We start from the raw sequence: 15,242 nt of genomic DNA, 5'->3' as shown, positions 1-15,242 counted from the left end.
CGCTTGTGGCAGGGTGTAGTTATTCGCATTCGCGTCAATATCGTCAAGTTTTCGCTTGTCATAGCTCGACATAAAGCCATCTGCGCGCGAAGTGGCTGTGTCGTGGGTATGTACCTTGTTGGCTTTCTTGTTAATGGAGTCGATCAGCATTGATCGGAACTGATGGTGTGAAGTATCGACTTTTTCAATCACGGCTTTTATCTTCGTCCATAAGTAGCGCACCCCGGTCAGGTTCAAGACCGATACGCCAGACGTGCCGCTGCCGTCTTCTGACAATGCTTCATCAATTTCATCAGTTGTAATGCTTGGAGTCTCAACGTTTGATACGCCGAGTTTCTCCCAGCGCCCGGCAATGTATCTCCACTCGACGTATGCGTTGCCGTCGTCGCTTGACCCTCCTGAGTCGCTAATCGGCACAAGGTAGAGCTGCGACCCATTGGGGTTACTGATGGTCGGAAACCGCGTACTTTTGTTGTACTCCCCCGTAGTACAGATATGGGGCTGCAGGCTCAACATGCGTTCGTTGTTGAGCTTCTGATCAGCGTTGTTCTTCTCTTGCGCAACGTCGCGGGCAGAATCAGAGGCGATTCTTGCCGTCTCTGATGCAACGCGCACCTTCTCAGCTTCATCGCGTGCTGTCTCTGCGCTTACTCGTCCACTCTCAGCAGTTGTACGCCCGCGCTCAGCAACTACACGTGCAGCCTCTGCCTCTTTAATAGAGTTGTCCGTTGCCACAACTTGCCGAGAGAGGTTAGCCGATATCTCTTTTGTTGCTGCCTCAATCTGCGTGAGGCAGTCATCATGCATATCTTCAAGTGTTGCCATGCGCTTAACATCGCCAGCAGAAAATGCAACATAAACGGCTTTCCCGTCTTTCGCTGTCTCATCGTCTTGTTGCACAACTGCCCACTCGCCTGGCAAGAGCCGAGAGGGGGCAAAGCGCGAGTATTCGCCGCGCCGCATCTGAATAGCCATTTACTTGTCCTTCCTTGGCAATTCAACGTTTTCTGCGGCAGCAATACCTTTCACAAGAACGTTGATGTTTTCAGTTAAGGCAAGTAATGCCGATGTGAGCTGTCCCATCCGCCCCTCTTCGGTTGTCCCGGTAGGTGCTGGTGGAGATACAAATTCTTCTGGTTTCTCCATGTTTGCTCCTTAGCTCCACGTGATGCTGTCTGAGAAGTGACCATCGATCCAGCCGAAACCGCTATCACCGCAGCGAAAAGCGACTCCGGAGTTGTCGATTTTTATGAAGTTGCTATCGTTGAACTTGATGGTTACCGAGTCACCGTTCATGAAAATGCCCTTTGACTGTGCAGCCTGAAGTTTCACATGTGTTTTTGAGAGATACAGCTGCTCCGGTGTTTGCTCTAGGTAGGTGTCTTTGTATGCAGCATCCGGTCGCCATAGCCACACTTGGTCGTAGTAGGTTGACGTGCTCATGAACGGCTCATCAAATACAGCAAAGCCAACGCCAGTAGTCTTATTGTTTGGATCGTCAAGTGCGCGAAGAGCCTCGATATCTAAGTAGTTGCCATATTGGTTTGAGAGCGACATTCCGGGATTCCCGTGTATTGTGGTTCCAACCGTCGCGCCGATTTTTGAGTTACGGTAGCTCTCAAGCTTGTTTGTCGAAACCGTATTAGCCTTGATGTACTCGCCATTGATATACAGCTGACCGTTGGTCAAATAAATCCCCTGCGAGCGCCCATTGTTGGTGAGCTTGTTCAAAATATCGCTTTGTGTTTGGCTATTTACAGCAGTCGCGGCAATTTCTGAAACAGTGCGCCCGCCTACGCGAGAGTCCGATGAAAGCGAGAACTGCCCGGTCTCCATATCCCAATAGTTTTTCCCGCGCCTGTCCTGAATTTTGCCTGTAGTGATGTAGGTTGCATCCAACCCGATTGCGTAAATGCGATTGAGGATCGCCACACCTTCTGCGTTGAGTGCTGTTGAGTAGGTTCTGCCGCCATCAGTAGAAACGCCAATAGCGCTCGCTGTCATCTTCCAAACAATGCGCGAATCAGCGAGATTGCGCTTGTCATGCATGTAGCTAATCACGCTGCCGTCTTTTTGCGGCACTTTTGTTGTGAACAGTCCGCTTGACTCTGCCAACTCTCGCCGCAGTTGCTCAAGCTCGATCTCGCGAGCTAAGCGTTCGCGCTTGATTTCATTTTCAGCTTCGACAATTGCCCGGGTAATTGCCCCGCTTTCTCGCGAGCGGTTGCGGTGCGCTGTCTGCGCAGAACACGACACCTGCATAGATGAGTTAAGCGTGAGCTTGACCGCTGTTGCAAATGAACGGTAGCTGTTCTGCTTGCCATCAGTCACTACAACCGCGTCTCCGGCTTCAAGTGCAGGGTTTGAGATTGAGGTAGCTTTAAACGGGCGAAACGTCATGCCGTGAAAATGCTTACCTAAATGCAGGGCGAACACGCCCGCTTGTCCATACTCGATAAGCGGGTTTTTCTCAATGCGCAATACATAGCCCGCCTGCCCATATAAGATCTCTTCGCCGTCTTTTCCGGTCTTGCCGTCGGCTTTTATTTCTTTTGATGCTTTGACGCTAATGCCAGTAACAGTGATATCGTCCGTGGAAACCGTGAGGCTCTTTTGAACAAAGATGTGCTCCCATGAATCAGAGCCGCGAAGTTTTCCGCCATCTGCTTTGATGCCGCTTGAGTAGTCATTAAACGTTCCGCCATCAGCAGAAGAGCCGCTCGCATACGGCGTAGCACTGTCAAAATGGCTACCATCGAGCCAGTCCTCATTACCAAAGACCGAAGCGTCATAGCGCTTAAGCTCAATTTTCCCCATTTCATTTACGCGCACAAAACATCCCACAGCCTGCGCGGCATATGAGACGATTTTTTTACAGGTGAGGTCTTTTCCCTCGGGGCGCTTATTGACCCGAAGATCTGACATGGGAAACGATGAAGCCAAGGTAACGCCAGCAGCAAGACAGGCGTCACTTACAATCTGGTAGAGCCGCGCGGGATACACCGTCTTAACGTCCGAATAAGGGATCTCTAAGCGCGAAATACAGTCAAGAGCAGTAATGGCAATGGTTCCTGCGTATGCATCTGGTGCATCTACGTCATAGGTGCCAAGGCATATCCACTCAGGTTTACCGTCAATCTCAGCCCCGGCATACGCAACAATGCTTGAACCAGCAAAATTGACCTCATCGAAGCGCTGATCATGGTTGTTTAAGGTAATGTTGAGTTTGCCGGTAATAGCAGCGCCAATATCAAATGAGTTAGCACTTGACGTGTTGTGCTCAACTGAGAGCGAGACAATATCATCACCTGTCAGCTCACGGCGTTTGCCACCATCAAGATAAAGCGTAGCTTTGGCTAAAAGCGTCGTGTTTTCAGAAAGACGCTTTCGGAATTTATCCGAGATATACCTCATGCTTATCTCTCAATCAAATCAAAGGAAAGTTCCTCGTAGCGCGTCCCGTCCAAGATCTGAAACCATTTGAGCGGCGCTGTTCTGTCACCTACATAGAAAGTGCGCGTTTCCATTTGCGCGTCCATCGCATCCCAATAGCGAACAGAGAGGTATTCAGGGTTGAAGGCACGAAGGATCGCCCCGGTTTGTGTGGCAGTGAGCATCCGCCATGCAACCTTGAGTTTTCGCTTTTGAGCGATCCTTTGCTTGTACATGGTTGCGTTTGCATCCATGACGCGCCCTGCATCATCTGCTGACACGTCCATCAGCCCAAATTCCAATTTATAGGGGTCAGGATCTACCGACCAGCCATCAACGGTTAGCACAGCTGCCACGTGACCCCTCCTCTCACACAAACTCGACTACACCGCGCCGTGCGAGCGAGTCGTTGCCTTGGATGACTGCACGTGCCAAGTCCTCAGAGTCAACGCGCAAGACCACTACCGAGTCACCAGCGGTGCGGGCACTTCCGGTGTTGGCACTCTGAACACTGATCACGCCTTTTGCCACCGCTGCGGCAATCTCTCGCTGCACATCTACATCTTCTGTGCCAAGCATGGTTTGCCCGTGCGGGAGCCGAGCAGACGCGCCTGTGTGGCTTCTGATCGGCAAGGGGTTTCTTGCGAGCTTGTCTACTGAGCGCATGAGGCTAATTGGGGCGTCTGACACATGTGTTGCCATAGCACCAGAGAATGCCTTACCAGCAGCGCCGCCCATGCGAGCGGATGCTTGCGTTATATCGAGCGCGTCAGAGACCACATCGCCAACTGCCTTGTTGACTTTTGTCCCGTAGTCTTCAATTCCGCCTGCAAAACCAAGAGAGAAGTACTTTCCTAGCTCAGCTGTCACTCGAGATGGTGAGTGAATGGCAAGAGAGCGCCGCATGATGCGAGCTGCATTGTTTGCAACGTTTCGAGCAGCGGCATAGACGCGCCATGCCGAGTCGTAAATACCGCCTGCAAAACCAGACATAGCGTAGCCACCTGAGCGGTACGCATCCCAATACACATCGCCCAATGCATTTGCCACAGAAGAAGCAGCATGAGACGCAGATTGCGAGGCGTTGTATTTGCCTGAGCTGATGCCATCAGCATATGCACGCATGGTCTGGTCACCGGCTTGTCTTGCCTCAGACAAGTGTGAGCGAAGATCGCGGGCAGCTTGCTGCGCTGCGTTTCTTGCAGCCGATGTTGCAGCTGAGATCTGAGAAGAAAGACCAGATGCAAAGCCACCCATCATCTCGCGACCAGCTGAATTTGCCTGAGAGGTTCCTGTGCCGCCATTGAGCGAAGTCACAACTTGTGTTCTTGCAGATGTGGCATTTTGAGAAGAGAGTCCGGCTGCCTGGCGGATACCATCGGCATATCCACCAGCGAGGTTTTTACCAGCAGACAGTGCTTCTCTGTAGCCATTGCCGCCATTGAGACCTGTGACTGCATTCTTTCGCACAGAGGCTGCCTTATCGCTTGCCTGAGGTGCTACCTGAGCGATGCCGTCTGCATAGCCGCCAACAAGGTTTCTGCCCGCGTCAATTGCCGCTGAGCGCTTATCTTCTGCAATCAGCGCCCGCGAGACCGCATTTGCAATTTCTGTTGCCGCAGCCACCGCTGGCTCGTTTGCCTCACTCATGCCAGCCGTGAATGCAGAGACCAGGCTCATACCTGCGTCGTGTGCCTCGTCGTTGTGCTCTGAGAGCTTCTGTACGGTCTCTGCTGCCGCATCGTCGGTCTTAGCCGCCGCCTCTTCCTTGCCCTCATCAACGCCTTCTCCGTAGGCATTAAAGCCGTCTGTGGCGAGTTGGCGGTACTTCACCGGCACAGCGTCGGTTTGTCCGATACCAGCAGCGATTGTAGGATCGAGGATCCGACCGGTTTCTTGGGCGAGTTGCTTTAGCTCTTCGAGCTTTTGCCCGGTTGGGTCGGTGAGTGCTTCTTGGACAGCAGCGCCAACTTTGCTAGGTCCCGCTTCCAAGAGCGCCTGAATCAGAGCGCTGTTTGAATCAAGACCAGTTCTTCTCATCAGCTCAGTGATATTTGCTGACCATGCGCTATAGACCTCTGTGTTATGGCGCAGATTCTCAGCGAGCGTATCAAACGAAATCTGAGAGTCCTCAGACACACGCTGAAAACCATTAATGACTGAGGCGGTATAGGTCTCTTGAGTGCGCTGCACTTCTTCGAAGGTCTGTCCGGTGTTCTTCAAATACTGTTGGAAGCGCTCCTCATCCATAGCGGCTACTGCCAGCGCGTCTCCAAGACCGCTATGAGACTTCTCGTACTCGTGGATAGCCTCGATGTTGTCTTTAATGCGCTGTTGCTCTTCGCTTAAGACCTCGTTTGCCTGGTTAGTGGTCTCAGTTACATCACCGGTAGACTGATTGAGACCAAAAAGCCCTGCTACAAAGTTACCGACACCATCAATAATGGGTCCTAAAAGCTGCAAGATGCCGCCTAAGGCAGCTGCAAAGATCATGCCGGGAAATGCCGATACAACCGCGTTTAACAAGCCCTGTGCTACAGATAATCCCTGCTCAGCTAGGGTAAGAGCACCGGATGCTACAACTAACTGACCTTTTGTGACCGCATTTGCTACGGTTGTCTGCGTATCTGCTGCAAGAGCAGTTGCGGACTGCTTAAGGTTTGAAATAAAGCCCTTGAAGTTGCCATTGAGCGCTTGGTGACCGCCAGCTGCTTGTCTGCACGCCGCAGCAGATAGCTCAAGGCGCTGTTTGCTCTCAGCCAACGCCACGTTTTGAGCTGCCAGGCGCACGCGCAGGGTTTGTGCCTTAATACCGAGGGTTTGTTGAGCGCCTTCCAAACGCCCGAGCGAGCCTTGCGTTGCAAGTGCCTTATTTTTGAGAGCTGCAAGTGTTGTTTGCTCTGCTTCGAGAGCACCCTTTGCAGCAGTGATCTTTGATGCCGTGGTCTCATGTGAGCGGGCAAAACGCGTGAAGGTAGAAGACGCCGCCTTGACACGACCGCCGAACTCAGACACGCCGTCGCTAAAGGTCGAAACCGCACTTGCGAGGTTATCTTTGACACTTAAAGAGAAGATACCGATCTTGTCTTTTGTGGTATTTGCCGCGTCTTCTACAGTCTTCGTCGTTCCCTTAAAGGCATTGCCGAGCGCTGTAAGCCCTGCTGCAATGGTATTTCCAACAGCTATGGTTGCAAGGGCTGCGCCCAGAAGCGTAACTGCAATGCGCGCTGCTTCACTGTTGACCAAAATCCACAAGAAGCCCTGCATGGCAGCACTTGCTACCTTTATCACGCCAGCAAAGACAGCAAATGCGCCATCTGCCATCGCGCGAGCTAACGTCCACACGATATGAGCGCCGGTACCTGCTGCCTTGCCAAGATCATTGAGTGCTTTCGTATTTGAAATGAACCAGTCTTGCCACGAACTCATGATGTCGATAGCAACAAACATAGCCCCACGGAAGCGCTCGCCGATCCACGCGACCATAGGAATAAGGGCGCGGTCAGTGAAACCCTTGATCAAAGAGCCAAAGCCATTAATTGCAGCCGATGCCGTGAGACACATTTGTGCAAAGGCGTTAAGCCCCACTGCGAGCGTCTCAGGGAAGTTAAAGGCAATAGCGAGAGGCCCTACTATCTCCACCCACTGGCGCACATAGTTAGACAAGAGATTAGTAAAGCCAACAAATGCGCTCGCAAATGCACCTGCAAGGTCTAGTCCGTCGAGTTGGTGAGCAAAGGCGGCACCAATTGCCGAGAGTGCCTTTGCAAGCGGCGCTAAGGCTTTGCCGAGCCGCTCAACCAAGCTCATAATTGCTTTGTACAAATCATCAGAGATTGACTTAGCGTTTCCGATGAAGTCGTAGGTCTGAATGGGGATGGAGCCGCCACCGCCAGCTCCACCGCCGCCACCGCCGCCTCCTCCACCGCCGCCGCCACCGCGACCAGCGCCCGCGTCTTTTCGGCTGAACATATTAATTTCGTCAAAGCCCATGAGCTGGCGCTTCAACTCTTTTGCCTGCTTGGCAGCTTGTCCGGCACGCTTACCAGCACCACCTGCTGCATTTCCCGCCCGGTCAAGTGCGTCTGCTGCTCCACCCGCTGCATCTGCGATGCCTGACAGGGGCGCTCCGGCTCCTCCGCCTGAGTAGTCAACCGATGCAATCTGGTTGCCACCGGTCAGATCAGCAAGCATGTTGGCAAGGGTTGCAACCACACGGGCGCAGGCAATTGCCACCGGCATAATTGCTTGGAGCGCTGGCAAAAAGACCTTACCAATTGAAGTAGCTGCATGGTTGACCTCACCTGAGAACACGCGCATCAAGTTTGCAGGTGACACAAGAGTGCGTGCCATATCGCCATGTGCCCACGTGATCTGATTCATGATCGTGTAGTAGCGAAGCATTGCTTTGTCAGCCTGCGTCATAGACGAGACCATCTGGTCAATGCCTAAGGCGTAGGCTTCTTGCTGCAAGCGTGCCATGGAAATATCGAAGCCGAGCGTGCGCAACGGTTCCAACTCACCTGCAAGACCGGCGCGTAGCTTTTCAAATGCCGTGGTATCACTGAGGTTATAAAAAGACGCGAGGTCGTATCCAAGTTGGGTGAGTTGCTGCCCCATGGCAAGGGCTTTATCGCCCACAACACCCATACCACGCGCCATGGTGGTAAACGTACCTTGGTTTCTCAACCAATCTTGGATGTTGATACCCATGATTGATGAGACCTTCTCAGCGAACTTCTCTGCAGAGTCCGCACTCTCACCTAGGGCAACACGAAACAGGTTTGCATCTTCTACGTAGCGGTTTGCTGCGTCGATGAAATACATCAACGCTTTGCTTGCAGCATGAATGAGCGCAACGATGCCGCCAACTTTAGCGACTGCACCCATAACGCCTGAGGTAAGCGCTTTAAAGCCGCCGCTTGCTCCACCAGCTGCGCTTCCAAGCGTTTTTGCCTCACTTGACACACGCCGCATAGCGTTTTGCACCAAGCTTAACTTCGCAGGTAGCTCACCCATAGCTGCGCTGATCTGCTTGCACTGATAGGCAAAATGCGAGAGGTCAACCGAATCAAGTGCTGCTATGGTCGCAGGTATCTTTGCAAGAGCGTTTACAGTGGATCCAATGGCACTTCTTGGCACATTGGCTAGCTCTCGCAAGGCAGCGGTGAGTGAAGAGAACTTTTCTGTATTGATTTCTACGGCATTTATAGCGGAGATGCCGCCAGAGATGTTTTTGAGCTGGTTGCCAATGCTTGCAGAGACCTTGAGCGATCCTAGCTGCGATACTGCGCCAACAGCCGCCGCCAAACCCGACACATCGCCAATAGCTGCGGCAGCAGAAGAGATAGCAGCAATATTTTTAGCAATCGCAGGGGATACTTTGACGTTGCTAAGCTGAGAAACAGCACTGCTCAAGCTCGCAAGTGCTGGCGAGACCGAAGGGTCAACTCTGAGTGCGCTGAGCGCGTCGTTCAGTGAGCCTAGAGGACGAGCGGCACCTGCAACAGCGCTCTTAAGACGCGAAACATCCTCAGCCAAACCGACAATGCCAGTTCGAGCTGAGGATGCATTCGCTTCAATTGAGATTTTTAGCTGGTCAATGCTGGCTTCGCTCATGTGTCCTCCCTGTCCGATCAGAGAGGGGGCAGCCCAGCTTTTAGTTCTTTACAGGTCCATGTAGCAGCATCCAGTCAATCATTCGCTGATGATCTGCTTGTTCGTCCTCCTGCCGACCTGCCGCCGGTGTCTCCCGGCTTGAAATCTCATAGGGTTTGTCAACCCATTCTTTGGCTCTGCGACTCTTTGAGAAGGCTTGTAAGAGAGGCGATGTCCGGCAAATGGCGTCATATACGTACATTCCCATTGCCCAGCGATCCCAAGCCTCTTTCTCGCCTTGGATACGCGCCGCTTCACGATAAGCCGCGAATAGCCACGGATCGCCGTACCAGTACACCTCAGGAGATAGCCCATAAGCGATAGCTTGAGGCAAAGCCCGATCAAATGCCATGCCCATCGGACACGAGCCGCTGTAGATCTCACCCGGATCATTTAAGCCAGACGAAACACTGCCCGGGTCTCGGTAGGGTCCGTGGTAAGAGCGCGAACAGGCGCGGTGTACAGACCGATCAGAAGACCTAAGAACTCGCCCTTATCGGCAATGCTGCGGTAAATCTCGCGGACGGTATCCTTGTTGACCTTGGGCTGATCGCTCTTAAACGCAGGATAGACAAACTCATCAATCAAGCGCTCAATAGTGGTGAGCGAAGTTGCCTCAGAAGCCATCTCAGCGACCACATCAGCGGTCATACCGTTAGATTCCATCTGTTTTACGACGGCGCGAGGATAGCGCAAGGTGTACTCAGTGCCGTCTGCATCCTCGATGATGAGTTTGCTATGCCCGTGTAGGCGCTCGAGAAAATCAACTACCTTGTCAGTCTCGGGCTGTGTCTTTTTCGCACTCATTGTTATCTCCCTAAAGGTGTAGTCCCATCGCGCAATCAGTCGTCTTACACAGAACCGCTGCTATCCGGCAAAAGCACCGGGACAGAAGCGACTGAGAAGACCTCATGCATCTCACGAACGCCGTTAACTTCGCCCTCAGAGATGTAGGCGGTAATGCCACCACTCCAAACGATGACACCGTCATGTCCGTCGGGCTGCCCGTTTTCATCAGCGCCAAACGCAACAGCCCACCACTGACCCTCGCCTTTCTTCTCAAGGTCTTTGAGCTTGCGATAGATCGCCTTGTCATAGTTAGACGAGAAATCGAAGCTATCGAGCTGCTGTACGCCGGAAACGAAGGTTTGTACCTTGTCTGATAGCGTGGTGGTCTCGATCTTCTCAGGTTCACCGCCAAGTGCGGGGTAGGACTTGATGTCAACCAGCTTCTCGCCGCCCTTCAGTGAGGTAGGCTGCTGTTGAGCATCCTTAAAATGCATCAGAAATGTGTTAATGGTACTTGTGGTTGCCATGCTCTGTCCTCTCTACCAGACGGCTATTGCGCCGCCGCTGTTAATCCTTGCCCGCCACTTCGCAGAAACTCGCTTGATGGAGGGGTCGGAATTCGGAACTAATGTGTAGTTCGACCTGCGAAAACCCATGTTTCTTAGTCGATCGTCCACGGCTCGGATAATCCCACGTGCCGCGTGTTCAGTCGTGCCAGAATAAGCCTGTATTTCAACGGTGGTGCGCGTCCAAATCTCCTCGCCCGAGCTGTCCGCTGTTTTGGTATCTTCACCTAACGGCAAAATCACTACGTAGATAGCGGGAAGCTTCGCTTTGCCGGTAATTGGTGAGGTTGTACAGAAGCATCCGCCAGGGATTGCTTCAGCAACTTTTCTAATTTCGTTAAAAATCTCAAGTGAGAAGTCATTCATGACTGTAACTCTCCCCTCACTACCTCAATCACCTCAACACGCGCTTCTTCTGCACCTTTTGCCATAAAGCCAGCGCCAGATTGACCATGTGTGAAGCGAAAACCGCCGTCTTTGGGATACACCCAGCCCTCAGAGCCTCGACCTGACGCATTGACTACATAGCCTGCCTCTGCCATAGCACGAGCATCAGCTCGCTCTGTTGAGGGGGTGCCAATGCCGGTACCAAACTCAACAAACGCAGCATACGGGGCTGAACAGACAACATCTGCCCCGGTTTGCGTTTCTTTAACAGCGATACTTGAAGCAAGCGCCCCGGTGTCTACCTTTGCATTCGCTCTCGCTTCTTCTTGGGCAATCCCTGCAAGCTTGATAGCCGCTTGCTTACTTGCACGTTCTACTGAGTCCGCATAATGTAAAAGCTCCCGTTCAAGCTCAGAAAGTGAGCTTGACGAGAGCGATACCTGCATGTTTTTCATGCGCCCTGCCGCCTTGCTAGCCCAAGCGCTGTGTAGTTCAAAGAACGAGATACTCTGACCACGGTGTAGGCATTTTCTCTGTCAGTAGCGCTCGGCTTTTTATCAGAGACCCAGATGATGTCGCCCTCTTTAATGCCTTGAGCATCATCCAAAACAACAACCAGCTCATATCCTGCTTCAAGACCGAATGGGGACGAGGTTGTATCGCCTTTCGGAGCAGATGCGTTAGCGCGGAAATAGACCGGATCTGAAATCTGTTCTGCCCACTCACCAGTCCCCATCCCGCTTGGCTCATCTATGACCTCACGTGACTCAATGGATGCGTGCCAAAGCGAGCGCTTATTTCTCTCAAGACACCTCATTGCCCGGAACCTTCCCCTTAGGGACGATGCGCTGCAACAAATGCCTTGAGATGCCAGAGACTGCCCATGTGCGGTTTACACCGTTCTCATCATGGGCAATCTCGCCCTCAGCACCCCGCCTGTTGTACATGTCTGCTGCTATTTCGCACTGCAACATGTCAAACCGGCTCTCCCAAGCCTCGCTTTTCGGGTCTTTCGAGAATGGGTGGCGTGCATCCATGATTGCACGCTCAGCTAAGGGCAAATACGCCGTTGTCACAAGTTGGGCGTCAGGGTGGCTCTCTGCAATACCACAGAGAGCCAGTGCAAGTACTACCTTGTCTTCCCTGCTCATCATGATGTTTACGCCAACGTGATAACAGAAGCGATCGGGGTTACCTTAGGATCAGCAACGAGCGCCCAGTTTGCCTTTGCAGCCAGCTGTGCGTCAGTCGGAGATCCGGTATAGCCGCTCTTTGGCTTCACGAATGAGAAGCCATCCGGGTGGATGGTCTCGCGAACACGCGTCCAAAGCGTGTTTTGACCGCCTGCCTTCTTCGGGTCACGGGATACCTCAGCCGGTACCTCAACATTTGCACGGGCATAGCGGATAGCGCCCTGGCCAAAGAGCAGCGTCGTGTACTTGTTGGGCTTGCTCGACTCACCCGGGGTAACAGGGGCTGCATCGTCCACAACAACGGTCAGACCGTTAATCTGCGCAATGTTCATCTGACGCTCAATGCCTGCTGCATCGGTGTACTTGAGGTAGTTGAGTACCTTCAGCCCGGCAAGCTTATTGGCAACCTTAGAGTGCATAACTGCCAAAGAGACCGCAGAAGCATTGTCACCGAATGCGTCAACGCTGGCGTCACCAATTGTGGTCTCAGCGATTGCTTCTGTGGACTTGTCGATGACGTGTGGCTTCATTGCGTCTAAGGAAAGCACGGCGTTTGCAATGGTGATTAAGCGATTCTGGCGCTTGTGGTTCCAATATGCGGCAACCTGAGACACGATGGATGCCATAGGATCTGCGCCAGAGTTGAAATCGCGCACAAACTGATCCTCAGACCAGCCCATAGCACGACCATACACAACGCCGGTCTCTGCAAAGCCAGAAACGGTGCCAACCGGGATATCGGTCTTACCGTCGTAGTTGGCTTCATTGCCGGAAAGCAGACCGTAAAACGGCACGGTGTAAGAGTCAGAGCCATTCTGAATCATGCCTGCAATAAGCGGATCTTCAACCATAGCGCCAGACTCGAGAATTGCCGTCTTTACCGGGTCTTTTGCATTGTTCCAATTGTAGTTAAAGATGTCCTCATCAAAGGGAAAACCAAGAAGTGTGCCTGCCATTGTTAATCCTTTCTAATGTGCTTGCTTACTTCAATTGGGACAAAATCGACGGGTTATCTCGCTTCAGCTCAAGCTGGCGCTCATAGGAAAGCGCCATGAACTCCGAGGCGGTCGCTGGAAGACCGTTTGCAGAAGCGCCAGCCTCAGGTCCTTTCATGTTTGCGAGTGCTTCTCGCCCTGAGCGCTCGACAGCCGCATTGACACGAGCAGACACCAGATCTGCGAGCGCTTGTGCATTGGCAATGGTCTTGTCTTTCTCGCTGGTCACAATGCCTGCGAGTAAAGGGGAATATTCCTCCTCAGAAAGACCCGCGCCTGCAAGAATTGCTGCTGCCTTGGCTTCGTTTAGCTCGCGAATCGCACGCTCAGCACGCTTGTTTGCTGCCTCAAGCTCTTTCTTTCCGCGCTCAGCCTCACTCAGCTTGCCGTCTGCTTCTGCAGCCAACTCAGCTACCCGAGCATCTGCCGCCTCAAGCTTTTCTCGCAAGGCTTCGCTTTGTGCCTTCGCTGCGTTTACGTCAGAGCCGTTCTTCGCCATAATGGCGTCCACCAACTCATCAGTTGCTGCATCTCCGAGCTGCTGCTTTAACCAATCCCGCTTCATTTAATCCCCTTCCTTTGGCTACGCTTTGGTATCGCTGGTTGCTTCAGCTGCCACACTGGCGGTAACGCCCGCCACCTGTTTTGCGTCGCTATCTGAACCGGGCAAATCCTGCCCGGGGATGGCTGTCTCAAGTGCTCGCAGTTCATCGACGTATCGGCTGCTTGCGTCGTATGCTGCTTCGGGGTCTGAGAACATGCCGCAGTGCTCAAAGGCAAGGCGCGGGTGTACCTGACCGGATCCAAGCATGGTGGTCAAGACCTGCGCCTTGGATTGAATCGCCTCATAATTTCTGCGCGTGAATTTAATCTCAATCTGAGAAGAGCTGAGGTCGATATGCTCAGCTGTTTTTAGAATCGAGAGTGCGCAATCAATAAATCGCCGCTCAGAGCGCTTGAACATCGTCTCAGTCTCTTTGCAGCGATTCTCAGAGTTAGACCAGCCATCACGCATGGTCACAGCCGCTCCTGTATCTGAGGTAGAAGCAGAGCCGCCCATGTTATACGGCATGCCGCAAATTGAGAGCGCGGTACGATAGAGCGAATCGACAAGTGTTTGGGTCTGGTCTTGGTTTAGCTCAGCATTTAAGGCATAGACCTTGGCATTTAAGCTCTCATTTGACGAGATGAGCAGAGCGCCCTTTGCGAGCATCTCTTCCCACTCATCAGTGTCCATATCTACGTTTTCAAATACGAAGAGGCTTTGGATAAACTGCGCAATGCCATCAACCCGGTTTGATTCAACCTCATTAATCGCATCAAACAGCGATAAGACCGCCTCAAATACGCCCATACGCTCAGGGTTGGCTTCGTATTCGATGATCGGAATTTGTCCTAAGGGATTTTCCCCAACTGATATGAGCCTGCCTTTTTCTACAACAAAGCGCTGCGTAGTGGTATAGATGGTATGAACAGGGGCGTTTGTAACCTCGCTCACAACAGTATTGACCGCAAAAATCGGCTCTTTGAATACGTCATTGGTACGTACAACCATGGTTGATCGTGGATCGAGCGAAGCGGTCACGAAGGGACGCTCACCGCCTCCGGCTACTGCCTCTGTTGGCAAAATGATCCGGTAGCCAATGCCACACTCGCACATCCACTGAACAAGCTCAGTATCACAGGCGTGTTTATCTGCGGCAACGCAGCACTCATTTAAGCGCTGCACCCTATGAGATAGCTCATCTGCCTCTTCTGCTGCTCGCTCAAGGTCACCGTGGGTCTTTGCCCCGGTTCCTCTCACGGAATAAGTCACCGGCTCGCCTACCAACGAGTCGGCGCGGTCTTTGGTGATCTGATAAGCACGATTCTCAACAACGGGGTTGTTGATCGTGGGGCGTATTGGCTTTTTGCGAGATAAGACAGGTTGGTTTCCCAAAAAATAATTATGCAGGTAGTCAATTTCTGCCACACTTGAAGCATAGGCGTTTAAGGCGTGGTTGAGCTGATCAACTACGTTTGTCTCATCAATCACCGTAGCAGAACTCAAGACACGAGAGCGCCCTTTATAGACCCTCCGTGGAATTTGTAATGATGCCTCAGACAATGAGCCCTCCTTTAGTCTCGCGTCGTCCGCCGAGTGCAGGGGCTAGGAGGAGCCAAACACCCGGCGGTACGCGATGGGGACTGCACCCCTGAGGCTGATAGTGAAGAGACAGACC

15 protein-coding genes are annotated in these 15,242 nt (G+C 52.6%); all 15 read right to left on the bottom strand.

Features of this window, described 5'->3' with window-relative positions:
- A partial coding sequence (locus K6V98_RS08375) for a hypothetical protein (RefSeq protein WP_222200083.1) occupies positions 1-975 on the bottom strand: 975 nt, incomplete at its 3' end.
- On the bottom strand, positions 976-1,146 hold the full coding sequence (locus tag K6V98_RS08370) for a hypothetical protein (protein ID WP_222200082.1): 171 nt from the start codon (positions 1,144-1,146) through the stop codon (positions 976-978). It abuts the gene before it with no gap.
- Positions 1,147-1,155: 9 nt separating this feature from the next.
- The gene (locus tag K6V98_RS08365) at positions 1,156-3,414 is read right to left on the bottom strand and encodes a hypothetical protein (RefSeq protein ID WP_222200081.1); all 2,259 of its coding nucleotides are present in this window, start codon (positions 3,412-3,414) and stop codon (positions 1,156-1,158) included.
- Between the two features lie 2 nt (positions 3,415-3,416).
- Entirely contained in the window at positions 3,417-3,788 is a 372-nt protein-coding gene (locus tag K6V98_RS08360; RefSeq protein WP_222200080.1) for a DUF6711 family protein, read from the bottom strand.
- A 13-nt stretch (positions 3,789-3,801) separates the two neighbouring features.
- Positions 3,802-9,051, bottom strand: a complete 5,250-nt coding sequence (locus K6V98_RS08355) for a phage tail tape measure protein (RefSeq protein ID WP_222200079.1) — start codon at positions 9,049-9,051, stop codon at positions 3,802-3,804.
- 40 nt (positions 9,052-9,091) lie between these two features.
- Positions 9,092-9,448 carry a hypothetical protein gene (locus K6V98_RS08350; protein WP_222200078.1) on the bottom strand — a complete coding sequence of 119 codons (357 nt, stop codon included), beginning with the start codon at positions 9,446-9,448 and terminating at the stop codon, positions 9,092-9,094.
- A gap of 35 nt (positions 9,449-9,483) precedes the next feature.
- Positions 9,484-9,897 carry a DUF5055 domain-containing protein gene (locus K6V98_RS08345; protein WP_222200077.1) on the bottom strand — a complete coding sequence of 138 codons (414 nt, stop codon included), beginning with the start codon at positions 9,895-9,897 and terminating at the stop codon, positions 9,484-9,486.
- Positions 9,898-9,941: 44 nt separating this feature from the next.
- Positions 9,942-10,406: a hypothetical protein gene (locus K6V98_RS08340; RefSeq protein WP_222200076.1), complete on the bottom strand. Its 465-nt coding sequence runs from the start codon at positions 10,404-10,406 to the stop codon at positions 9,942-9,944.
- Positions 10,407-10,418: 12 nt separating this feature from the next.
- Positions 10,419-10,811 (bottom strand): hypothetical protein, encoded by a 393-nt coding sequence (locus tag K6V98_RS08335; protein WP_222200075.1) that lies wholly within the window; start codon positions 10,809-10,811, stop codon positions 10,419-10,421.
- Positions 10,808-11,287: an HK97-gp10 family putative phage morphogenesis protein gene (locus K6V98_RS08330; RefSeq protein ID WP_222200074.1), complete on the bottom strand. Its 480-nt coding sequence runs from the start codon at positions 11,285-11,287 to the stop codon at positions 10,808-10,810. Before K6V98_RS08330 ends, K6V98_RS08335 begins: the two co-directional genes overlap by 4 nt.
- Entirely contained in the window at positions 11,284-11,649 is a 366-nt protein-coding gene (locus tag K6V98_RS08325) for a hypothetical protein (RefSeq protein WP_222200073.1), read from the bottom strand. Before K6V98_RS08325 ends, K6V98_RS08330 begins: the two co-directional genes overlap by 4 nt.
- Positions 11,636-11,986: a phage head-tail connector protein gene (locus K6V98_RS08320; RefSeq protein WP_222200072.1), complete on the bottom strand. Its 351-nt coding sequence runs from the start codon at positions 11,984-11,986 to the stop codon at positions 11,636-11,638. The genes K6V98_RS08325 and K6V98_RS08320 overlap by 14 nt, the downstream gene beginning before the upstream one ends.
- Positions 11,987-11,991: 5 nt before the next feature.
- Positions 11,992-12,981 (bottom strand): major capsid protein, encoded by a 990-nt coding sequence (locus K6V98_RS08315; protein ID WP_222200071.1) that lies wholly within the window; start codon positions 12,979-12,981, stop codon positions 11,992-11,994.
- A 25-nt stretch (positions 12,982-13,006) separates the two neighbouring features.
- A complete protein-coding gene (locus K6V98_RS08310) occupies positions 13,007-13,585 on the bottom strand; it encodes a capsid assembly scaffolding protein Gp46 family protein (RefSeq protein WP_222200070.1) in 579 nt (192 codons plus the stop codon).
- Positions 13,586-13,603: 18 nt separating this feature from the next.
- Complete coding sequence (locus K6V98_RS08305; protein WP_222200069.1) at positions 13,604-15,127, bottom strand: phage portal protein; 1,524 nt, start codon at positions 15,125-15,127, stop codon at positions 13,604-13,606.
- Between the last annotated feature and the right edge of the window lie 115 nt (positions 15,128-15,242).

Source organism: Collinsella ureilytica (assembly GCF_019795105.1).
GTDB lineage: Bacteria > Actinomycetota > Coriobacteriia > Coriobacteriales > Coriobacteriaceae > Collinsella > Collinsella ureilytica.
Note: the sequence above shows the minus strand (reverse complement) of the source record. Positions and strands in the feature narration are given on the sequence as shown.